This window comes from Psychrobacter okhotskensis (assembly GCF_013248965.1).
Classification (GTDB): domain Bacteria; phylum Pseudomonadota; class Gammaproteobacteria; order Pseudomonadales; family Moraxellaceae; genus Psychrobacter; species Psychrobacter okhotskensis.
Map to the genome: position 1 here is coordinate 1 of NZ_JABRVQ010000007.1, position 22,234 is coordinate 22,234.

Annotated in this window: 16 protein-coding genes, 2 tRNA genes and 1 rRNA gene; 8 read left to right on the forward strand and 11 right to left on the reverse strand. The window is 43.0% G+C overall.

The window, feature by feature from the left end; all coding sequences use genetic code 11:
- Positions 1 to 168 precede the first annotated feature (168 nt).
- Positions 169 to 282: ribosomal RNA gene (gene rrf, locus HQR03_RS04965) — 5S ribosomal RNA — on the forward strand.
- Between the two features lie 184 nt (positions 283 to 466).
- Here rrf and HQR03_RS04970 read toward each other — a convergent pair.
- A complete protein-coding gene (locus tag HQR03_RS04970; RefSeq protein WP_173239377.1) occupies positions 467 to 2,212 on the reverse strand; it encodes a hypothetical protein in 1,746 nt (581 codons plus the stop codon).
- Positions 2,213 to 2,449: 237 nt separating this feature from the next.
- Here HQR03_RS04970 and HQR03_RS04975 point away from each other — a divergent pair, with 237 nt between their 5' ends.
- The 3 genes from HQR03_RS04975 to HQR03_RS04985 all read left to right on the forward strand — a co-directional run bounded on the left by HQR03_RS04975 (position 2,450) and on the right by HQR03_RS04985 (position 4,155).
- Positions 2,450 to 2,866 (forward strand): OsmC family protein, encoded by a 417-nt coding sequence (locus HQR03_RS04975; protein WP_173239378.1) that lies wholly within the window; start codon positions 2,450 to 2,452, stop codon positions 2,864 to 2,866.
- Positions 2,867 to 2,976: 110 nt separating this feature from the next.
- Positions 2,977 to 3,441, forward strand: coding sequence for a flavodoxin family protein (locus HQR03_RS04980; protein ID WP_173239379.1), 465 nt, complete (start codon positions 2,977 to 2,979; stop codon positions 3,439 to 3,441).
- Positions 3,442 to 3,474: 33 nt separating this feature from the next.
- Positions 3,475 to 4,155: a DUF938 domain-containing protein gene (locus HQR03_RS04985; protein WP_173239380.1), complete on the forward strand. Its 681-nt coding sequence runs from the start codon at positions 3,475 to 3,477 to the stop codon at positions 4,153 to 4,155.
- Between the two features lie 97 nt (positions 4,156 to 4,252).
- On the opposite strand, the gene HQR03_RS04990 is transcribed toward HQR03_RS04985, so the two are convergent.
- Entirely contained in the window at positions 4,253 to 5,047 is a 795-nt protein-coding gene (locus HQR03_RS04990) for a dienelactone hydrolase family protein (RefSeq protein WP_051395153.1), read from the reverse strand.
- 438 nt (positions 5,048 to 5,485) lie between these two features.
- On the opposite strand from HQR03_RS04990, the gene HQR03_RS04995 reads away from it, so the two are divergent.
- The gene (locus tag HQR03_RS04995; protein ID WP_173239381.1) at positions 5,486 to 7,573 is read left to right on the forward strand and encodes a catalase; all 2,088 of its coding nucleotides are present in this window, start codon (positions 5,486 to 5,488) and stop codon (positions 7,571 to 7,573) included.
- 328 nt (positions 7,574 to 7,901) lie between these two features.
- On the forward strand, positions 7,902 to 8,669 hold the full coding sequence (locus HQR03_RS05000) for an MBL fold metallo-hydrolase (RefSeq protein WP_173239382.1): 768 nt from the start codon (positions 7,902 to 7,904) through the stop codon (positions 8,667 to 8,669).
- 240 nt (positions 8,670 to 8,909) lie between these two features.
- Here the strand turns inward: HQR03_RS05000 and HQR03_RS05005 are convergent.
- The 7 genes from HQR03_RS05005 to leuS form a co-directional block, all read right to left on the reverse strand.
- Positions 8,910 to 8,985 (reverse strand) — tRNA-Lys (locus tag HQR03_RS05005).
- 156 nt (positions 8,986 to 9,141) lie between these two features.
- A tRNA-Lys gene (locus HQR03_RS05010) sits at positions 9,142 to 9,217 on the reverse strand.
- A 567-nt stretch (positions 9,218 to 9,784) separates the two neighbouring features.
- Positions 9,785 to 11,785, reverse strand: a complete 2,001-nt coding sequence (locus tag HQR03_RS05015; RefSeq protein ID WP_173239383.1) for a MacB family efflux pump subunit — start codon at positions 11,783 to 11,785, stop codon at positions 9,785 to 9,787.
- 119 nt (positions 11,786 to 11,904) lie between these two features.
- On the reverse strand, positions 11,905 to 13,233 hold the full coding sequence (locus HQR03_RS05020) for an efflux RND transporter periplasmic adaptor subunit (RefSeq protein ID WP_173239384.1): 1,329 nt from the start codon (positions 13,231 to 13,233) through the stop codon (positions 11,905 to 11,907).
- 266 nt (positions 13,234 to 13,499) lie between these two features.
- Entirely contained in the window at positions 13,500 to 14,579 is a 1,080-nt protein-coding gene (gene holA / locus HQR03_RS05025) for a DNA polymerase III subunit delta (RefSeq protein WP_173239385.1), read from the reverse strand.
- 58 nt (positions 14,580 to 14,637) lie between these two features.
- A complete protein-coding gene (locus HQR03_RS05030; protein ID WP_025653082.1) occupies positions 14,638 to 15,300 on the reverse strand; it encodes an LPS-assembly lipoprotein LptE in 663 nt (220 codons plus the stop codon).
- Between the two features lie 122 nt (positions 15,301 to 15,422).
- The gene (gene leuS / locus HQR03_RS05035) at positions 15,423 to 18,110 is read right to left on the reverse strand and encodes a leucine--tRNA ligase (RefSeq protein ID WP_025653083.1); all 2,688 of its coding nucleotides are present in this window, start codon (positions 18,108 to 18,110) and stop codon (positions 15,423 to 15,425) included.
- Positions 18,111 to 18,253: 143 nt separating this feature from the next.
- Here leuS and HQR03_RS05040 point away from each other — a divergent pair, with 143 nt between their 5' ends.
- The gene (locus HQR03_RS05040) at positions 18,254 to 18,871 is read left to right on the forward strand and encodes a hypothetical protein (RefSeq protein ID WP_173239386.1); all 618 of its coding nucleotides are present in this window, start codon (positions 18,254 to 18,256) and stop codon (positions 18,869 to 18,871) included.
- Between the two features lie 36 nt (positions 18,872 to 18,907).
- Positions 18,908 to 19,279, forward strand: coding sequence for an arsenate reductase (locus HQR03_RS05045; protein WP_101211518.1), 372 nt, complete (start codon positions 18,908 to 18,910; stop codon positions 19,277 to 19,279).
- Between the two features lie 86 nt (positions 19,280 to 19,365).
- Here HQR03_RS05045 and argB read toward each other — a convergent pair whose 3' ends face one another.
- Both argB and HQR03_RS05055 read right to left on the reverse strand, forming a co-directional pair.
- On the reverse strand, positions 19,366 to 20,277 hold the full coding sequence (gene argB / locus HQR03_RS05050; RefSeq protein ID WP_101211519.1) for an acetylglutamate kinase: 912 nt from the start codon (positions 20,275 to 20,277) through the stop codon (positions 19,366 to 19,368).
- Between the two features lie 36 nt (positions 20,278 to 20,313).
- Positions 20,314 to 22,218: a phosphohexomutase domain-containing protein gene (locus tag HQR03_RS05055; protein WP_173239387.1), complete on the reverse strand. Its 1,905-nt coding sequence runs from the start codon at positions 22,216 to 22,218 to the stop codon at positions 20,314 to 20,316.
- Positions 22,219 to 22,234 lie beyond the last annotated feature (16 nt).

The following is a 22,234-nucleotide window of genomic DNA, read 5'->3' on the forward strand; positions in this document are numbered from 1 at the left end:
GTGGTTTGTATCAAAGCTCTAATTAATCTATCTTGTAAAGCGAAAGCTTTAGAATATATATAATTTCGATATCACCTTTAACCTTGATTCAGTTAGGTTACAAGTTGGTCGACCAATAGATAATATCTTGACGTCATAATAACATCAGACTCATATCTAACCCCCTTTGCTGACGACAATAGCGCGATGGCCCCACCTGATCCCTTCCCGAACTCAGAAGTGAAACATCGTAGCGCCAATGGTAGTGTGGTTCGCCCATGTGAGAGTAGGTCATCGTCAGCTCTCTATTCCTGATTAGCCCCTTAACTTAATTGTTAAGGGGCTTTTCTTTGTCTGCGGGTTTTTTATTTTGTTTATGCGTTCTTTAATGGACAGTTTCTCTCAGCTCAATTATTTATGTGCTTGTAAAAAAAGACTTTTATCATTTAGATAAAAGTCTTTTTAAATCTTACATTTCCATCTTTTTCTAAGCGTTATGTGGGTTCCATTGTTGGTTAGATTTAAAAATATCCTGATATATTACATCTCTTATAGATTGTATATTGAATTTACTTTTATCCTCATTTAAGCGTAATATCCGTGGCAAACGACTTATTCCTAGCTTACCGTCAGCAATGGCATAATGCCTGTATTGTTCGTTGATAATGCTATTACATTCAAATTCGACGTAAATCATACTTTCGTTTTGTATTTTAGCCAAACGAACGGTTGACATAAAAAAATCTTCTTGTAAGCTTTGCTCCATTTGAGAGATATCTTCTAATGAGTACTCAGGAGCTCTTCGAGATTTCAGTTTTTGCCAGAAGCTACCATTCTCTTTTATATATTTATAGTCATCTATACTATCTTTGAAAGACTTTAAGTTTTCTATAGAATCCTCAGTTTCTTCAAGATTTGCTTTTATGATTTCTAATGTTGTTTTCATGGTTTCAGTATGATCACCTATGGCTTTCTCTTGAGAGCAAAGTAGGCTACGTGATTTATTTAATAATTGCGCCATAGAAGTTAACTTCACAGCCATTATTTCATTACTGGTTGAGTACATAGAAAAAGGCTGTAATCGAAAATCTTCAATATTTTCATTCATTTTTTTTATCAACTGATCTAGATGATAAAATAAATAGTCTTGGTCATTTACATCATGAAGCGCTACTTCGATCATTCCAGGTAGTTTTTGAAGTATCAATATCGATAACTGCTTTTCAAATTTAATCAAACGCTCTCTAATGACAATCTCTGGGTTGCTGCCATCTTGTTCAAGAGGTGCTCTTAGTAAAGGTTGTAGATAGTTTTGATATAACTGTTGAATCTCATGCACAGATCTCAGCAGTGTGTCTGATACACCTACGTCGAGTGTATATAGTCTTGTCATACAGTAGGCAGCATGTTCCATATATTGAGGATCATGCATTTGGTCTTTTTTAAGCACTATATGAGTTAAGTAGATATACTTCTTAACATTATTACCACTTTCATCTTCGTACAGAAATCGACGGAAAGAGTAAGCATTTTTGTCAACTTTATTCGCACTACCAATTAAAAACCAATAACTTTGTCCTTCCACAATAAAGAATTTTCTATCTTTACCTTCTTTTTTGATAAAGGAGGGCAGATGTGTAAGTTCTTGAAAGCTGAGGTCTGACGAGTCCCAATTACGAAAGTCGCGTCCTTGTATTTGTTGTTTGATAAAAACTTCTTTGAAGTAGGATTTGATGGTGTCGGTATCTAGTCTCCGTAAGCCCGGTTTAATCTCTAGAGTAATACTCTCTATCCATATAGCCAAATCATATAGAAATGCTGTCCGTATCATTTGCCTATATTTCTGATCAGAGATGCTATTATTTGTGTCTACACTATCAAGGTAGCTAAGAATCGCTTCGACCTCATCAGCCAACTTTATGGCATTGTAAGCGTTAATGTTTGGGTCGATAATTTTTAACATATGCCGTGAGATAGCGCTTAATTCTTGATTATTCGTATGTAAGTTTTCAACAGTTTGTCTCAACGTATTAGGACTTTTATGAATCAGATTGTCTTCATCATTAAGAAAAATACCTCGCGGTTTTAATATATTTTCATAGACCGTATCTTGACCTTGCTGATTCAGTTTTGGAAGGATACTGTTTACAACGTCAGACCAGTCTGAACTGAGAGTAGGATCTATAGATTTTAGTTTATATAACTGATATTCAGATAGGTCATGAATATTCATTAAATTTGCCCCTTTAAGGTTTCACTATATCAAAATATATTAACTTAGTAATTATAGTGGGCAAATGTAGGATATCAAGTTATTAGTTTCGAATTCGCACAAATAAGTGTGATATTTCTCTATAATCATTACTTATCATACATATATTAGAATGGATTAAGAGATGAGTCATGAATCGTACTAAAAATTTCAACTAAATCAATTATAAAAAAATGATCTAAAAAATAGGATAATAATATGACAACTTCAAAAGTAACCTATCAAGGCGATTTGCGTACCACTGCCATACATCTGCAATCAAAAGATGAAATAATTACCGATGCACCGACTGACAACCAAGGCAAAGGTGAAGCGTTTTCACCGACTGATTTACTAGCCACTAGCTTAGCCAGTTGTATGTTGACGATTATCGGGATTAAAGCTCGTGATATGGATATCGATATTGCAGGCACTATGGCTGAAGTGACCAAAGTAATGGCAGCTGACCCAAGACGTGTTAGCGAAGTACATATCGTAATTACTTTTAATCAACAGTTAGATGATAAAACGCAAAAAATATTCTATAACACCGCCTTAACTTGCCCAGTGGCTAATAGCTTGCATCCTGATATCATTCAAAAAGTGACTATTGATTCTAAGAGCTATTCATTCTAAGAACTATTCATTCTAAGAGCTATTAATTCTAAAAGTTGCTGATTCCAAGAACGACTAATTCCAAGAACGACTAATTCCAAGAACTAATGACCTCTACAAGGGTGATTAATATGGCTAGCAAAACCTTACTTATTGTTGCGCATGCACCATCGCCGAATACTAAAAAATTAGCACAAGCGGCCTACGATGGTGCGAACCATCCTGATATAGATATTAATGTCATTCTGAAATCACCACAAGACACGCAGCCTCAAGATGTACTCTCGGCGGACGCACTTCTTCTTGGAACGACAGAGAATTTAGCGTATATGGCTGGGCTCACCAAAGACTTCTTTGATCGTTGCTATTATCCTGTGTTAGAGGGAAAGCAGGGTATGCCATTTGCGCTTTATATTCGTGCTGGACAAGATGGTACAGGTACTCATCGTGCGATGCAGACCATTACTACCGGATTGCGTTGGTCATGGATTCAGGATGCTCTAATATTAAAAGGTGATTGGCAAGAGGAGTTTGCTTCCCAAGTGGAAGAGCTAGCGATGACATTGGCAGCTGGATTAGAAGCGGGTATTTACTAGTTTTTAATTCTGAATTGGGTTTAAAAGGCTGTTATGAATAATAAAAACTTAGGCAACACCGGTATCAATAATCAAAGTAAGCTACCGTTTTCGCAAGCTTGTGAGAACAATAAGCGACCCATTCTGTCTGTTTTGCAAAAAGAGTTAGTAGGATATTCGCAAGTATTAGAAGTAGGATCAGGAACGGGTCAGCACAGCGTGTACTTTGCACCAAACCTAACTCATCTCAATTGGCAAACTAGCGATGTTGTCGCCAATCACGCTGCTATAAAAGCTTGGCATGATGCTCACCCTGCCTCTAATTTATATAAACCTTTGGCTTTTGACTTAACGACTGACACGCTACCTAGAAGCCTTAACAATGAGTCTTCTATAAGTGCTAACGACAAGCCTTATGATGCAGTATTTACGGCCAACACTTTACATATTATTTCGTGGTCTTTGGTCGAAAGACTTTTTGAGTCAGTGGGAGAGATGTTACCTGATAGTGGTAAATTTATAGTGTATGGCCCTTTCAATGACAATGGGCTTTATACGAGTAACAGCAATCGTCAGTTTGATAAAGCACTACGACAACGTGATGCTAATAGCGGTATACGCGATAAAGAAGATGTTGTAGCGTTGGCTGAAAAAAATTGGCTGACATTGGTTAAATTTTATCCGATGCCAGCCAACAATCAGCTACTTGTTTTCAAAAAGATAGAGTCAGTTTAGTGCGTGTTGAACATTCACAAGAAAGCACTGCTGATAGCTAAAGTGGTGCAAAATAATAGCATTTATAAAAATGTCATTTAACAACTTGAGTAGCAACTCATTTGTAAGTATTCTCTAAAAAGTTTAGATAACGATTCCAAGAGCGTTCATCTGCGCGAGCATCATATCTATCTTTATTATTGAAGTCCGTAAAAGCATGTACTGCACCACTATAAGTAATCATTTCATGCGGTACTTTAGCTGCTTCTAGCGTTTTGTTAAGCGCGGCAAAATCTTCGAACGGTACGGCTTCATCGGCTGAGCCATGAAACACCAATATCTCGCCTTTAGTATTGCTATAGCTTTGACCTGTTGGCGTCTCCAAGCCACCGTGAAAAGGGACAAAGGCTTTTTGCTCAAAGCCTGAGCGTGCCAGCTCTAGCGCGACACCACCACCGAAGCAATAACCCATCGTCACGCCTTCGCGGACATTATTACCTTGGGCTTGTCCAGTATTTAACGCCGCCGTCAGAATACGGCGCATCTTACTGCGATTCTTATAAAGCTCAGAAGTCAGACGCTTTTTGTCTGCTAACTCAGTCGGGCGAATACCCGTGCCAAACATATCAGCAGCTAGGACATTATAGCCCTCAGTCGCCAGCATATCAGCTCGTTTTTTTTCGTAATCAGTCAACCCATCCCAATCATGAATGAGCAAAATAAAAGGCGCATTGGCCTTATCGGCTTTGGCGTAATAGCCTTCATAATTTTGATTGTCTACCGTATAAGTGATATTTTTAGTCGTAATAGCTGCTGCTGTTTGACTAACGGTCAGTGCCATTAAGCCCAATGACGTGGTAAAGAGCAGAGATTGGCACAAACGCTTAGCGGGGTGAATGACGTTCGATAACATAAGTAGTCCTTTATTTATGAATGATCAGGGTAAATGCTTGGCTGAGCTCTCTTTTTATTCATAAGATGTGGCTCGCAAGCAAGCTATAGTTTGATGAAGCATATTTTAGCAAGGCATACTTTAGAGAGTACCTTATAGAACCTGCTCATGACAAGCATGGCTATCAATAATAAAATGCACCTCATTTTTACTGTCAATTCCCAGTATTATTAACCAAATATCAACAAGCTTAACTATTTATATGACGTGTAACTTTGAATTTTTCGCTAAGATAAGTCGCAAGCCTATAATTTCTTTATCTTTTTAACAATCAGCATCGCTAAAACACAGACAATTAAACGACAGTTGAAGTCATTATTATCTCTAGGGATATTAGAACTGTGTAGGTGCTTTCTTTGGTCTCATTAGAGTCCATTTCACTTATAAGCTAGGATATTTATGAAAAAGAATATTGATCATAACGACCCCGCCAAAGATATGAACCCTGCGCGTGGTAATGGTGGCGAGACTCATCAGCGTGCTAGTGACGATGGCAAGGTGTTAACCACGCAACAAGGCGTCGCAATTTCAGACAACCAAAACTCGTTAAAAGCCGGCGCACGTGGTCCGGCCTTGTTAGAAGATTTTGTCTTACGCGAAAAAATCAATCACTTCGACCATGAGCGCATTCCAGAGCGTATCGTCCATGCTCGTGGTAGTGCGGCGCATGGTTATTTTGAGCTAACAGAGTCGTTAGAAGAATACACCACCGCTAAAATTCTGACTGAAACAGGTAAGCAGACACCTTTATTTACGCGTTTTTCTACGGTTGCCGGTAATAAAGGCTCCAAGGATACGCCACGTGATGTCCGAGGGTTTTCTGTAAAAATTTATACTGAAGAGGGTAATTGGGATATTGTCGGTAACAATATGCCGATTTTCTTTATTCAAGACGCCATTAAATTTCCAGATTTGATTCATGCGGTAAAACCAGAACCTGATCGTGGGTTCCCGCAGGTGGCATCTGCCCATGATACGTTCTGGGATTTTGTCTCGTTAAGTCCTGAGACCATGCATAATGTTATGTGGTTGATGAGTGATCGTGCGTTACCACGTAGCTTTAGTATGATGGAAGGCTTTGGTATTCACTCTTTCCGTTTTCTTAATAAAGAAGGGAAGAGTACCTTTGTACGCTTTCATTGGAAGCCAGTATTAGGCGTACAGTCTTTAATTTGGGATGAAGCAGTAAAAATCTCAGGCGCAGATCCTGATTATAATCGCCGTGATATGTATGAAGCTATCGAAAATGGTATGTTCTTTGAGTGGGAGTTTGGCGTTCAGTTATTTACCGAAGAAGAAGCTAATGAATTCCCGTTTGACCATTTAGACGCTACTAAGCTGATTCCAGAAGAATTAGTACCAGTTAAGATAGTCGGTAAAATGGTCTTGAATCGCAATCCAGACAACTTCTTTGCAGAAACTGAGCAAGTAGCCTTTTGTCCCTCGCATTTGCCACCTGGTGTTGACTTCAGTAACGACCCATTATTACAAGGTCGCCTGTTTAGCTATCTAGACACCCAGCTATCGCGCCTCGGTTCGCCAAACTTTGCCCAGATTCCTATCAACGCACCAAAGTGTCCGTTTGCTAACAATCAGCAGGATGGTCATATGCAAATGCGGGTACCTAAGACTAGAGTATTGTATGAGCCACAAAGCTTGGATCAAAGCCGTCCTCGCGAAAGTGTTAAGCACGGTTTTGAGTCATTCCATGAGCAGTTGGATGATGGTGTTAAAGGCCGTATCCGTGCTGAGAGCTTTGCAGATCATTATAGCCAGCCACGTATGTTCTATCGTAGTCAGACAGCTACTGAGCAAGCGCATATTGCAACGGCTTTTGCATTTGAGCTTGGCAAGGTAGATACAGGGTATGTACGTACCCGTGTCCTTAGTCACTTGATTCACATCGATGAAGATTTGGCCAATCGTGTGGCAACGGCGCTAGGTATGCAATTGCCAGAGCCTGCTGAAGCAGCAGCACCTGTGCAAGACTTAGGTACCTCTAAAGCAGTACAAACTATTGGTTTGACGCCTAAGAGCTTAAAAGGCCGTCTGCTAGGCATCTTAGTCGCAGAAGGTTCTAAGCATAGTGAAATTAAGAAATTCGAAGATGCGGCAAAAGCGGAAGGCGCGAGTGTGAAGATTGTCTCGCCGAATAAAGAAGTGACTTTAGACGATGGTACCCGTGTTCAAGCTGATGAGCGTCTTGCTGGTGGACCCTCAGTATTGTTTGATGCGGTAGTGAGTATCATTATGCCTGACCAAGCTAAGAAGCTAGCCATGGATAGCTCTGCGTTAGATTGGTTCAATGATGCTTACAATCACTGTAAAGCTATTGCATATTGCGGCGCGACCGATGAATTTATCCTAAGTAAGCTGCCAGTTGAAAAAGATGAATTTGTGACGCCATTGGCTGAGCTAGATGCCTTTATTAGTAATGCTAAGTCTCGTCTATGGGAACGTGAGCCAAAGGTTCGTGACCTTGCATAGTCGATAAGTAGGTAATTTACGAATTATCTAAAATAACAAATAAGATATTAAGTGTTTCCTTAAACCCAGCCAAAGTGCTGGGTTTTTGCTTTTTGCTAATAAGGTGAGAATTATCATAGATAGAATTATATAAGCAATTATTAATAGTCAGTTGTCCATAATTAGTTGTTAGCTGCATAGTCTCTGTATGCCGTATGGTTTCTATATATAGTCACAAGCGTTCACTCAAAGTCATTTTATTTATGGTGACGGGCGCTATAATAAAGATTGGTTATAAAACTGAACAAAAGCCTCACAATAATAATGACGAATGAGGTAGGGAACACCAATGAGTCTATGTGAAATTGTACGATTAGAAGGATATATCCAGAGTAGCTATCTGGCAGTATATCCAGATAAAATAATGCTGTTAGATGGCTGTTGCCGTGCTGATGTGCCGATGGTGCTCGACTATATCAAGTCGACGTTAAAACGACCCGCCACCGACCTAAAAGTAGTGGTGGTCACGCATATGCATCCGGATCATGCAGGAGGTGCTAGTGCGCTCAGAAAAGCGACAGGCTGCCTTATTGTTTCCGCAGATAAACCGAAGCCGTGGTATGCAGGTATTAGTGGAAAAGCTATGTATTTAACGGATATTGCGCTGGCTCATTATGTTGCTCGTCGTACACAACGTCCTTATGCAAACCTATGGTACCCAATACATCTGCGCCCTGATATTACCGTTAAGGAGGGTGATTGTATTCCTAGCTTTGAGGAGTGGCAGGTACTGGAAACACCGGGTCATACCGATCGGGATTTGTCTTTGTTTCACCTTTCAACTAGGCAAGTATATACGGCTGACTTAATTATAAAGCTACGCCATAAGTTTGTCGCTCCTTTTCCGGTTCATTATCCAAAAGCTTATGTTCAATCTCTTCAAAAAATAAAAGACTTACGTCCTTCTAACGTTATGATGGCGCATGGCTGCGAGCTGCCTATTGACGCGGCAACTTTTGACATGCTTATCGCACAAGCTCCCAAAAAGCCTCGTACTATAACCGACACCATTAAGCATAAATTAAAAGGTGGAAAAACAAAGGTCAAAGATTACTAAAGTAGAATAGCTTCTATAGGTAGTCCTCTATAAATCAGATACGATGTCAGGCTCGCTTAGTCTACTATTTGCAGTACTCTCATTCGCTTTCCCTATATCCAAATTATATCGATATAGTCAGTGAAAGTAATATCGTCGCGTTTTTAGGATATTTCAGTTATATACACTATTCTTTATTAAAACCAAATTTAAGACAAAAAAAGCCCAGCCATTATAAATAATGGCTGGGCTTTTAGAATATGGTGGGCCGACCGCGACTCGAACGCGGGACCAATTGATTAAAAGTCAACTGCTCTACCAACTGAGCTATCGGCCCTGAGAAGCGTTAAAAAATTGCATGACAATTTTAGCTTCGCAAGATAAATTTCCTTAAAGGGAAATTTATTAAAACTAGACATCAAAAACAATGTCTTTAAACTTATAACGCTACTACCGAATAGGGTAGCATACATGATAAGAATCATACTAAAGATGGTGGGCCGACCGCGACTCGAACGCGGGACCAATTGATTAAAAGTCAACTGCTCTACCAACTGAGCTATCGGCCCTGAGCGAGGATAACACGAAACACTGCTTCGTCTGAGCGCAAGAGAATTTACATTTTCGTAAGTTCTAAAAACTCAGTATCCAAACTAGGTTTGCATTTACTGCAAGATAAATTCCCTTAAAGGGATATTTATTAAAACTAGACATTAAAAATATCTATAAGCTTAACTTCTTTATCTATTCTTGAATCAATATCAAAAGAGACAATAAGCTTGTTTACTCGTTTAGATTATTTGTATCTCTAAACGTGAGAGCACATTATATATATTATTAAGACAATTACAACCCCGTAGAACAAAAAAAGTGTAATTGAGGCAAAACAATGGGTATTTTTATTATATTCACGAGTAAATGCAATTTTAGAAGGTCAGTTAGCTAAGATAACTGACTGAATAAATACAATTAGTCCCAAATAAGATGAGTACAAGTATTATAACGTGCTACTGGTATAAATTTTCTTTGCTTGCTGTGCCTGCGCAGTTTCGATGCTATGAAAAATCCATCCCAGTAGCACTGTGTGTATTCTATAGTAGATCGACTATAACTTAGTGTTTGATTTAATTATTGGTTTAATCTCTAGACAGCGCTTCTACAGGATCCAGTCTGGCCGCATTGCGTGCAGGCAAGAAACCGAAGATAACACCAATCAGCGTCGAGCACAAAAAGGCGGCAATGATAGAGGTGGATGAATAAATGACTTTAAAGCTATCGCCACCAACGCGGTTAATGACCTCACCAATCGCAAATGCCAGCCCAATACCAAGTAGTCCGCCTAGAATACAGACCAGTACGGCCTCGATTAAAAACTGCTGCATAATGTCGTTTTGACGAGCACCGACCGCCATACGTACCCCAATCTCATTGGTGCGTTCAGTGACCGACACCAGCATGATATTCATCACCCCGATGCCACCAACAACTAGTGAGATAATAGCGATTGATGAAATCAGTAAGGTCATGGCAGTGGTGGTCGATTCGATGGTTTGGCGAATCGAGTCTGAGTTGCGTATGCGAAAGTCATCGGTACCATGGCGACTTTCCATCAATTCGGAAATGGCGGATTCTGCAGCGGCCGATGAGATATTATCATCAATGAGTGCGACAAAATTTTCAATATAGGCACTACCGATAAGTCGCGACATCATCGTGGTATAGGGCATATATAGCGTAGGCGTATCGACAGAACCTCTGCCGAAGCCGCTAGAGTTGGGGGCTAAGACGCCAATGACTCGCCCTGGTACGCTACCTATCAGCATGACTTCACCGATGGGGTTGGGGTTGTCCGGAAAAAAGGTATTTTTGGCGTTGTTGTCGATGATAATGTCTTGAGTACGGCGTAAGATGCTGTCCTGATCAAAACCTTGACCCTGAACCAGTGTTTCGCCACTGACATCAAGATAGTCTTTACCCACACCACTAACGCTAGCCGCCTCCTGGACGCTGCGATAACGCACATTAATATTGGTATCGAGCTGCGGGCTCACACTAACGACATAGGGCTGATCAGCGACCGCTTGGGCGTCTTCTGGCGTTAAATTGTCATCATTGTATTGCCGTCTGGGATCGCCATAAGGATAGCCGTCAGAGACGGTAATAGTATTGGTGCCAAGAGAGCTAATATTGGAGAGGATCTGCGCCTGTGAGCCTTTACCGAGACCGACGACTGATACGACTGAGGCGATACCAATAATAATGCCTAGCATCGTCAGTAAGGTGCGCATTTTATGAGCACGCATGGCCAGTAATGACATCTTAAACGCTTCAAATATACGGTCGATAAAGCTGCTAAAGGTACTCTTTCGATGTTTGTCTAAAATAGGCTCAGGTTTTACCTCTGTTCGCTGGTAGCGCTCATTTTTATAATCAGCAATCACATAACCGTCTTTGAGCTCAATTACCCGCTCGGCTTGTGCCGCAAGGTTGGGATCATGCGTGACCATGATAATAGTATGACCTTGGGCATTTAACTCATACAATATCTGCATCACATCGTCGCCAGACTTACTATCGAGTGCCCCAGTTGGCTCATCCGCTAAAATAATGTCGCCGCCATTCATCAGTGCCCGAGCGATAGAAACACGCTGCTGTTGTCCGCCTGACAGCTGATTAGGACGATTATTGACTTTATCTGCCAATCCCAAGTCTGCTAGCAGTTTCTCGGCTCGCTCGTTACGGGCTTGCCCATCCATCCCTGCATATACTGCAGGCACCGAGACGTTATCGCGCGCGCTGATATCGCCGAGTAAATGATAACGTTGAAAAATAAAGCCAAAGTGCTCGCGGCGCAGTTTGGCCAACTCATCGGCTTCTAGGCGGTCAACGGGTTTGCCAAATATTTTGTATTCGCCAGCACTGGCTTGATCTAAGCAGCCTAAGATGTTCATCAGGGTCGACTTACCCGAACCCGATTGACCAATGATGGCCACCATCTCACCTTGATTGATAGTCAGATCGATATCATGAAGCACACGAATGGTCTGTTCACCCGCTTTAAACTCTTTTATCAGCCCTTTGACCTGCATCAATGGGACGTCTGCTGCGATATTAGGGTTGGGGTTGCCACTATTCATCTAGAATGCTACCTATATCAATACTGCTAATATGAATCAATTTCAAAAACTTATCTGCTGAGCGATGTTTGCTGAGCGATGTATCTGTGCAGATGGTACGCCAATTTTAGTGCTAGGCATTAAAACGGACGTCCGCCTCGGGCATTTGCTTTTGCGGGACCTTCTTCGCTTAAGATGACTTCATCGCCTTTATTAAGACCACTCAAAATCTGAACATTCACGCGGTTGTTAATACCAGTCTTCACTATTTGCTCGACGACTTGACCATCCGCTTTTAGCACGCGAACCTTGGCCGTTTTTACGTTCGGATCTTCATTTCTGCTTTTGGTATTTTTAGTATTGCCAGCAGGTTGCAGGGCCGCAGAGGGGATAAGTAGCGTATTTTTTGCTTGATCAATAACGATATAAACCTGCGCGGTCATGTCGATACGGAAACGGCGATCGGTATTGGGCACTTCAATATAACCGACATAATAAATAGCCGCGTCCGTTGAGCTGGTGTCACTGATACTCTCAGGGGCGGGTTCAATCGCCTTGAGGACAGAGTCAAATTTTTGATCAGGATTACCAATGATATTAAAGTAGACGGGCAAACCCGCTTGGACATTAATAACGTCCGCTTCAGAGATTTGCGCGTTAATACGAACCGTGGATAAATCTGCCAAAGTCACAATTGTTGGTGCCGTTTGATTGGCATTAACAGTAGTACCTTGCTCGGTAGTGACCGATACCACAGTACCTGCCATTGGGGCACGGATAGTGGTATAGCTCAGATCTTCTTGGGCAGTACTGACGTTGGTTTGCGATTTGCGTAGTGCCGCTTGCTGGCTGTTGATATTGGCCTCTGTGGTCGCAATGGCAGCTTTTGCCGTTTCAATCGCAGCACGGGCATTGGCTACGGCCGCTTTTGCTGTCTCAACACTGGTGGCTTGCATATCGTACTCCTGCTGTGAAATGGCATCGATAGCCACTAAAGACTGTAAACGCATAAAATCGGATTGCGCTTGTTTTAATTCCGACTGACGGCTGGCAAGATCTGCATAGGCACTTTTTAACGCCGCCTGCCGACTCAAAGATTCTGCCCGCGCACTTTGTAAGGCTGCTTCACTTTGCTCAAGGCTGGCTTGTTCATTACTCAGGTTGTTTTTTTGCGTTACTTGATCAATCTGCGCAATCAAATCGCCTTTTTTTACCTCGTCACCGACTTCAACGAATAGGCGAGTGACTTCACCAGATACCTGTGCCCCTACATCAACGGTATTAAGCGCTTTGACCTTACCAGAGGCCATGACATTATTTTCAATATCGCCCATTTCAGCGATGGCTGTTAAATAGTTGGGGGTGGTTTCTTTCGGTTTAAAAAAGCTATAGGCCAAAGCTCCCAATGCGATGATAATTAAGGCAATAACACCCCATTTGATAGCAGACTTTTTGCTTATTTTGCGCATGACAACAATCCAATTACAATTAAATCAAGTGTAGCTATAGTAGAGACTTCATGGTCAAAATGGAATGGGAATTAGTTTAAGAAAGGTTAAGGTAGTTTTTGAACATGGTGGGAATAGAGAAAAAATAGGAGGGGAATTGCAAAAGTAGATATATGTGAAAACTATAGAGGGCATCAGAGGGCATCGAAGATTTGTGAGAAGTCATTACTGACGCTGTTTTTGACAGGGAATGGCTGCATCACATCAATAACAATAGTGACTGAAATTTATCGTGCAGCAAACAAGCGCTTACCTGTTAATTCAAGCGCGGCCTGCAACAACAACTCCCACGCTGGCTGACGAACGAGACCTTTAATCGCTTGGTCACAACGATATAGCAGGGCAGGCCATTCAGCCGTTTGCGCTTTCGCTTGGCGGCGGCATGCTTGTTGATAGAGACCTTGTTTGCTGCGCCAAATACCCAATGCTTGCGGATCTTGCCCATCCATTAATTGTATAATTTGGCGCATGTCTTTGCTGATTGCCCACAGTACCAAGGTCGTCGGCTCATCAGTGGCTTTCAGCTGAAAAATGATTTTCGCCACTTGTGCGCTATTGCCTGCCAGCATTGCATCAGATAAATCAAAGACGCTGAATTGAGCGTCGCTGACCAAGGCGGCCTGAAGATCTTTGATGTCTAATGCTACGTTTGGCGCGGTCGTTGTAGACTGATTATTGCCTTCGTGAGTTGCATCATGACTACTAGCATCCAACTGCGGTGCAAATAGATAAGACAGCCGCCACAAGGTTTGATAAGCACTTAGCAGGTGATGCTCGGTGTGCGACATGAGCAGTTGCCACGCTTCTTGTGACAGCCTGAGTCCAAATTGCTGGGCTTGAATCTGCAACAGCTGCTGACGTTGCTGTTCGTTGTATAAATTGCAGTCAATGATGTGACCGTATTGCGCAAATGGCGCAAACCACTTGCTGCTTTGCGCGCGTTTGTCTTGCTTGGGCGTTAACCATAATAAGCTATGACTGTGCGCTCCTGTTTGTGCCTCGACAGCAAAGCGCTCAAGCTCAGCGATAACGACTTTATCAGGTTTATGATTACCGGTTACGATCAAGGCGCTGGCATCATCAAATAAAGACTGGCTACCAAGCTCTGAGAGTACTTCTTGCCAGCTCTTAACCGACACCAGCTCTATACGTTTAATCGCGTAATTCTGCGCACGCCAATGCGGACGCAAGGCATCGATTAGCCACTGACTCAATAACGGCTCATCTCCATGTGCCAGCCACAAACCAGCTACGGCCACGGATGACTGTAGTAGTTTGGGATAGGCTTGTATAAAAGACTCTTGCATAGACTAATGAGGACACAGGTTTATGAGAATGGATGGACAGAATACCTTACGCTAACCATTAAGGGGTTGGTGTGCTTGGAACGATAACAGCCGTAGACGCTGAGCCTGTTTGTGCCGTTTTATTGGCATTGGCAGGGGTGACTCTAGGCAATGCAATGGCAACATATTGATCAGTGATACGGCGTGCCAAACTGTCATAGAGCCAGTCACGAATTTGATCGCCTTGTTGGTCATCGGTACTGACCGATGCCTCATTATACTGGTAACTGCGCTCGACTTGGATAGGGTTGGTTAGTGTCACCACTTTGCCATTTTGTAGGGTTTGGTAGCTGACATCTGCTGACAATACTAAGCGGATTTCTGTTAAAACACCGACCAATTCATAACGCTTAAAGCGCATATTTTTGACGCTAATCGCAGCAATGGGTTCCGCCGTCGCGTTTTTATTGTTATTGGTAATATCGACCAAGGTCATATTATCGATTACATCGACGCCCAAGGCTTCTAGGCGTCGTGACAACGGTAACTTTAGTGGAAAGGAGGTGCGATTGTCTTCGATGATGATGGCTGTTTTGGCCACATCAAATAGCATCGGTGTGCCATAACCTCTTAGCTGAAAGCCGCAGCCACTAAGAGCCGCTGTGGCTCCCAGTACAGAAAGCAGTGGCAAGCTTGCGAGTAATGCTGTCGCTAGCTTCTGTGCATTAGACTTTTTTGCCATATTGCATTGTCCACTTGGCTTGCTTAATTTCGTTTGAGATGACTGCACAGCTCGCTGCTTACAAGACATAATCGCTATCCTTATGTTGATAAAAAGGCTTAAAACACTACGTTTAAAAAAGTTTAGCCTGCAACCACGATATTGACCAGTTTATTCGGCACGACGATTTCTTTTTTGATGTCACCCGTTAGGAATTTCGCCACGCTTTCTATCGCACGCGCTTGCGCCTTTAGCTGTTCAGGGTCGCTGTTCGGCGCGACATCCATCTTACCGCGCATTTTGCCGTTGACCTGTACCACCATCGTGATCATGTCTTGTACTAAGGCACTTTCATCGACGGCTGGGTAGCTCAGGGTAAGGGTATCCAGCCCTAACTGCTCAAGTAAGTGCTCGCCCGCGTGCGGCGCGTAGACTGATAGCATAATAAGCAGATCAATCAACGCTTCATGCTGCACTTGTAGGTCTTGCTCACTATTTGCTTTAAAGCCAGTCAGCTCGTTGGCAAGCTCCATCAAACTTGATACGGGCGTGTTTAGCGCCAGACGATCACCCAAGTCACTATCGATCTTGGCAATGGTCTCATGAGTTTTACGGCGTAAATTTTTCGCTTCTTTGCTTAAGCCATCAGTTTTCAAGGCGACATTATTGAGTGTCTCAAGGCTTAGGTTTGCTTCAGTAAGCGCTTGCATATGCTCAGTAGCAATACGCCATACTTTTTTAACAAAATTATAAGGGCCTTTTAGCGCGTCATCTGACCATTCTAGCGTCTGATCGGCAGGCGCGGTAAATAGGGTATAGAGACGAACGGTATCAGCGCCGTATTTATCAATAGTGATCTGTGGATCAACACCGTTGTTTTTGGACTTAGACATTTTTTCGATTTTGCCAATGGTTACTGGCTGTCCATCAGCTTTTAAAATCGCTTTAATCGGTTGACCACGCTCGTTGTAGTCGATATCGATGTCTTCTGCGAAGTAATACGTCGTGCTGCCATCGGCATTAAGACGGTAAAAAGTACCGGCAAGCACCATACCTTGGGTCATAAGATTGGCAAATGGTTCATCGCCTGACACCAGTGACTCATCGCGCATAAGCTTATGGAAGAAGCGTGCATAAAGCAGATGCATGACGGCGTGCTCTACACCGCCAACATATTGATCGACAGGTAGCCATTTATTGGCGGCAGACTTGTTGACCATGTTCTGTGCATCATTCGGACTGGCAAAACGCGCATAGTACCAGCTTGACTCTACAAAGGTATCAAAGGTGTCAGTCTCACGTTCAGCAGGGTTGCCACATTTCGGGCAAGTGGTATTCACAAACTCTGGAATGTTTTTGAGTGGATTACCGCGACCATCAGGAACGACGTCAGTCGGCAAGACAACGGGCAAATCTTGCTCTTCAACAGGTACGGTACCGCAATGCTCACAGTTGACCATTGGAATAGGGCAGCCCCAATAACGCTGGCGAGAAACACCCCAATCACGGAGACGGTATTGGATTTTTTTCTTAGCCAGTTCTTGTGGCTCAAGTTTGGCTAACATAGCCTCAAACGCTTGCTCAAAGTCTAAGCCATCAAATTCACCTGAATTGACCAAAATATTGCGCTCAGTATAGGCAAGATTAATCTCAGCATCGTTCGCCTTTGCGTCTGCTTCTAACTCATCAAAATACCCAGCAGGGATATCGATAACTTGTTTAATTGGTAGCTTGTACTTAACGGCAAATTCATAATCGCGCTCGTCATGTGCCGGTACTGCCATAACTGCGCCAGAGCCGTAGCTCATGAGCACATAGTTGGCGACCCATACGGGTACTTCTTCGCCGGTCAGTGGATGCGTCACGGTAAGACCGGTATCCATACCGATTTTTTCAGCTTTGGCTAGATCGGCTTCTGCCACTGAGCCTTTTTTACACAGCGCATTAAACTGGGCAATCGCCTCATCATGCTCAGCGGCGTACTGTGCCAATGGGTGCTCAGCAGCAACCGCCACATAAGTGACGCCCATCAAGGTGTCAGGACGCGTCGTGAATACATCTAGGGTATTGGTTTCGCCAGCAAGCTCATAAGGGAAATGCACTTCCATACCTGCGCTACGACCAATCCAATTGCGCTGCATAGTCAATACTTCTGATGGCCAGTGACCTTCTAATTGATCCAAATCGTCAAGCAATTCGTCAGCATAATCAGTGATATTAAAGTAATACATCGGAATGTCGCGCTTTTCGACCGCCGCGCCACTACGCCAACCTTTACCGTCAATGACTTGCTCATTGGCTAAAACCGTATTATCAATCGGATCCCAATTGACCGTCGCCAGCTTCTTATAGACCAAGCCTTTTTTGTATAACTGTAAAAACAACCACTGCTCCCACTGATAATACTCAGGGCTACAAGTGGCAAATTCACGTGACCAATCGATAGACAAACCTAGCAATTTTAGCTGCGCGCGCATGCTGTCGATATTGGCAAACGTCCATTTAGCAGGTGGCGTCTGATTGGCAATCGCAGCGTTTTCAGCGGGCAGGCCAAAACCATCCCAGCCCATTGGCTGCATGACTTCATAGCCCTTAAGGCGATAGTAACGGCTCAGCACATCCGAGATGGTATAGTTGCGCACGTGACCCATGTGTAGCTTGCCACTTGGGTAAGGGAACATCGACAGCATATAGCGACTTGGCTTGTCGCTTGGCTCATTGCTGACTTCAAAGCGCTTATCCGTTGCCCATTTGGCTTGTTGTGCGGCTTCAATAGCTTGTGGGTTATAATAATTATTTTCTGATTGGTCAGATGTCACAGTATTGCTCATAGTCGGCTCTAGATTGAATATTTTGATAAGAAATTAGATACGCTAGAATAGCGCAAATCGGCAAAAAATGCGATGGGGCAACGTAATAATAGAGCAGTATTAAGAAGTATATAACAACTTATGAATCCACAGTAAGGCTCGGCATGCAAAAACTAAAGAAAGGTCAGGTACTAAAGTATACTATTGATTTGTATTTATCGAACAAACACATGCTGTCGATTTTGGCTTTAGGTTTGTTAATTTTTCCGCTGTATTATTATGGGCTACCCATCGCAAAAGATGAAGGTTGGTTTTTCATTATAGTGATGTGGTTATCAATAATTTTGATAGCTGTTGCGGTATTCACGGTATTATTTGCCTTTATTACTGGTAAGCCCGTTTTTCAAATTACAGATAAAGGGATAACGATTTTACAAGTCTTGCGCCGACCACAACAGAGATATTTGTTGTGGCAGGATATTGAGTGTATAGGTATCGATTGTCGAGTCATCAAGCGCCACGAAATTTGGCTATTAATGATTCAACCTAAACAAGGCAAAATTATACAATACCCCATAAGGTCTATGAGATATAAAGATGCCATCTTGAATGAAGTGGAAGTGGTGCATTTAGTGCAACTTGCCTCTGAAGGCCGTTCCGCTATACATTATGAGCCTATAGGAATGGAAAGAATTAAACTGATCACTCCAAGAGTGCAGTGGTTATTGTTAGCCTTGATTTTTCTTTGTATAGTTTTCTATCTATTTTTTATGATTAAATAAAAGTACGCGCTAAATATAACCCCTTAAGGATTAATTATGACCATCACTATTTACGGTATTAAATCTTGTAGCACGATGAAAAAGGCTTTTACTAAGCTCGATGAGCTAGGCATCAGCTATGATTTTCATGATTATAAAAAACAAGGTATCGATAAAGAAACGCTTCAGCGTTGGGTCAACGAGCTTGGCATTGATAAAGTATTAAACAAGCGCGGTACCACATGGCGTAAGCTCACCGATGAGCAAAAGCAAGCCGCTGATACTAATGTAACTAATGCCATTGATTTACTTGTCGAAAATACCAGCATGATTAAACGTCCGATCGTCGAAGGTCAGCTTAAGAATAAGGATCAGGCGGTCTTATTGTGCGGTTTTGATGAAGAAGCATTCGATATAAACTTTTCGTAAAGGAAATTTTGGTCAAGTGCAAAAAATCCCGAACCTAGTCATTGCTAAGTTCGGGATTTTTCATATTTGAATTTGAGAGCTTATCGCTAGCTCATAGCAGCATCGATTTCACGACTAATCAGCGTACCAACACCTTCGTTGGTAAAAATCTCTAACAGCGTGGCATGCGGGACACGACCATCGACGATAACCGCGCTTTTTACGCCGCTACGTACTGCGTCAAGCGCGCATTGAATCTTAGGAATCATACCACCTGAGATAATGCCATCTTCAATAAGACCATCGACTTTCTTTGGCGTGAGTCCAGTCACGACTTCGCCGTCACGACCCAGCACACCCTTTATATTGGTCAATAGCATGAGCTTTTCCGCTTGTAAAAATTCAGCGACTTTCCCCGCGACCAAATCAGCGTTGATATTGTAGGTATTGCCTTCGCTATCAACACCAAGCGGCGCAATCACAGGAATAAAATTGGAGGAGATAAGCATATTAATCACCTCTTTATTAACGCTGACCACATCGCCTACATAACCTAAATCTATTGGCACTTCGCGGCCATCGTCATCAATTTTTGTCATCAACATTTTCTTAGCTTGGATCAGGTTGGCGTCTTTACCGGTAAGTCCAATAGCGCTACCACCATGTTTATTAATTAAGCTGACGATAGATTTATTGACGCCGCCGCCTAGTACCATCTCGACAATATCCATGGTGCTTTTGTCAGTGACTCGCATACCATCGATACGCTCAGATTTGCGTCCGAGCTCCTTTAACAAATTATCGACTTGCGGTCCACCGCCGTGCACCACTACCGGATGCATACCTACTGTCTTTAGTAGCACAATATCACGTGCAAAAGAGCTCTCAAGCTCAGGATCAGTCATCGCATTACCACCGTATTTGACGACGATTAGTTTGCCGACGTAGCGTTGGATATAGGGCAGCGCTGTGGTCAATACTTCAGCGGTGATTTTGGCTTCATCCAGATTAAGCGTCATGACTAACTCCTAAAAGATATGGGTTTAAAAGGCTGGTTATTCAGAAATAAGGTCTGCAATCTGCGCTGCCAAATTTTTATCAAAGGGACGGCAGAGCGCTACGAAGCGTGCTTGTATGTCTTTTAAATCCGCTAAGCTGTCGCCAGCAAAGCGCACGGTCAAATGATGACTGGTGTTTGATTGGCGCAATACGCCAAAACCATGAGCGAAATCTAAGCGCACGCCATCAATACAGGTCAGCCGAGTGCCACTCGGTAACAATTGCTTGGCTTGGGCTAAGGTCGTATGCTCGACACTCGACACACAAGAGCATGATGATGAGCCATGAGCCGCAGCCAAGGTATTGTCGACGTCATCAAAAGGCGGCGTAACCAAACGTTGTAGATAATAACAAAATTCTGCTAACTGTTGCACGATTGGGCATTGTAGAGACGCGCTATTGGGTAAAGGTAAATAATGATCCGCTGTACTGACCAACGTCGGTAATTGACGGGTGATATCAGTCAACCGAGGAGGGCGAGAGGTCTCAATGGCTTCGCCCCATAGACCAACGGCGGCTGATGATTTATCAGCAAGCGCCGCTGTATATACCAGCCAATGCAGCAGCCGTAAGCCGGCGTACATCGCATCATCATAAGCAGTAAAATAACCGTCGTTAAAAATAAAATGTCCAGATAACTCGCCTGCGAATAGGATTTGACTGTCATCGACCCGCAGCTGTTGCCGCATTAAGCTACTGCCGGTTTTGCTTAGAATGGGAGTCGCCCCCAAGTCGCTTAAGAGCATAGGCAGATGGTGTGAGCATTTAATATCAAACAGTACTTGCGGGCTCACGGTATCAGCCTGCCACGGTTCTGGACGCTCGCTAATGGCAACTGAGGCGAGCAAATACAGTAGATGGTCAGGCATAATCACTTTACCGCTGTTGTCGACAATCATTAATCGATCGCCATCGCCATCGAATGCCAGACCAATATCGGCAATATTTACGATGACGGTTTGTTGCAGTTCGGCCAATCGATTCGGTTCAGTAGGGTCAGGGTTGCCCATGGGAAAGCTACCATCAGGCGTGTCATTGATGATGATGACGCGCTGACAGAAGTTCGTGAATAACGGCAGGGCGATTCTACTGGTCGCCCCATGCATACAGTCAATAACGATGGTGAGATCAAGTTTTTTAAAGGTTCGCTTGTTGCTAGCAGATAGGCTTTGATCGGGATAGATACTGATAAATACATCGGCAATGGCATCAATATAAGGCGCTGCCACAATATCAGTCGGCAAGCCTATAACGGATAATATCGACGGTGCTGTAGCGTCATCACTGTGGCATGCATTTGAGAGTTTAGGGCTGTCATTGCCATTGTCACTGTTATTGTTATTGTCATTTTGATTGTTGCGTTGGTTAGCCGCAAACGCTGTCAAATCTTGATAAAGCAACTGAATATCTTCGGCACTAGGGGAAGCGTTGCCAACCAGCCACTTGATACCCAAGATGCCTTTGGCAGAGTGACTGGCGGTGACCATGATGCCATGACCGTCGTATTGCTCAGTCCAAAATGCCATCATCGGTGTAGTGACCAAGCCCAAATTAATCACTTGCAGGCCTTGCTCTTGCAGGTTAGTCGCTAATGCCTGAGCCATGCTATCGCTATCGCAGCGTACATCATAGCCGATGATGACCGTGGTTTCTTTCGGCTTATGATGCGGTTTAGCAGTGCTGTTAGAAATATGGCTGTTAGAAATATCGACATTAGCAATGAGACTATTAGCAACGAGGCTATTAGAAATCAGCTTGCCATGTTTGGCAGCATTATAGCTTTTGTAAAGTCGTACAAAGGCGCTGCCCAAAGCCTGTATAAAATCTGAAGTAAAGTACTGCTCGTCGCCGCGAATATCATAAGCACGAAATAAGGATTGCTGCGCAGCAAAAGACGGCATCGTTTACTCTCCTTAT

What these genes read in the sequence shown, in the direction of transcription:
- HQR03_RS04995 (WP_173239381.1), top strand. Translation starts at nt 5,486, where the DNA reads ATGAAAAAGAATATTGATCATAACGACCCCGCCAAAGATATGAACCCT.
- HQR03_RS05040 (WP_173239386.1), top strand. Translation starts at nt 18,254, where the DNA reads ATGCAAAAACTAAAGAAAGGTCAGGTACTAAAGTATACTATTGATTTG.
- HQR03_RS04970 (WP_173239377.1), bottom strand. Translation starts at nt 2,212, where the DNA reads ATGAATATTCATGACCTATCTGAATATCAGTTATATAAACTAAAATCT.
- HQR03_RS05045 (WP_101211518.1), top strand. Translation starts at nt 18,908, where the DNA reads ATGACCATCACTATTTACGGTATTAAATCTTGTAGCACGATGAAAAAG.
- HQR03_RS04985 (WP_173239380.1), top strand. Translation starts at nt 3,475, where the DNA reads ATGAATAATAAAAACTTAGGCAACACCGGTATCAATAATCAAAGTAAG.
- HQR03_RS05015 (WP_173239383.1), bottom strand. Translation starts at nt 11,785, where the DNA reads ATGAATAGTGGCAACCCCAACCCTAATATCGCAGCAGACGTCCCATTG.
- HQR03_RS05030 (WP_025653082.1), bottom strand. Translation starts at nt 15,300, where the DNA reads ATGGCAAAAAAGTCTAATGCACAGAAGCTAGCGACAGCATTACTCGCA.
- HQR03_RS04990 (WP_051395153.1), bottom strand. Translation starts at nt 5,047, where the DNA reads ATGTTATCGAACGTCATTCACCCCGCTAAGCGTTTGTGCCAATCTCTG.
- leuS (WP_025653083.1), bottom strand. Translation starts at nt 18,110, where the DNA reads ATGAGCAATACTGTGACATCTGACCAATCAGAAAATAATTATTATAAC.
- HQR03_RS05020 (WP_173239384.1), bottom strand. Translation starts at nt 13,233, where the DNA reads ATGCGCAAAATAAGCAAAAAGTCTGCTATCAAATGGGGTGTTATTGCC.
- holA (WP_173239385.1), bottom strand. Translation starts at nt 14,579, where the DNA reads ATGCAAGAGTCTTTTATACAAGCCTATCCCAAACTACTACAGTCATCC.
- argB (WP_101211519.1), bottom strand. Translation starts at nt 20,277, where the DNA reads ATGACGCTTAATCTGGATGAAGCCAAAATCACCGCTGAAGTATTGACC.
- HQR03_RS05055 (WP_173239387.1), bottom strand. Translation starts at nt 22,218, where the DNA reads ATGCCGTCTTTTGCTGCGCAGCAATCCTTATTTCGTGCTTATGATATT.
- HQR03_RS04980 (WP_173239379.1), top strand. Translation starts at nt 2,977, where the DNA reads ATGGCTAGCAAAACCTTACTTATTGTTGCGCATGCACCATCGCCGAAT.
- HQR03_RS04975 (WP_173239378.1), top strand. Translation starts at nt 2,450, where the DNA reads ATGACAACTTCAAAAGTAACCTATCAAGGCGATTTGCGTACCACTGCC.
- HQR03_RS05000 (WP_173239382.1), top strand. Translation starts at nt 7,902, where the DNA reads ATGAGTCTATGTGAAATTGTACGATTAGAAGGATATATCCAGAGTAGC.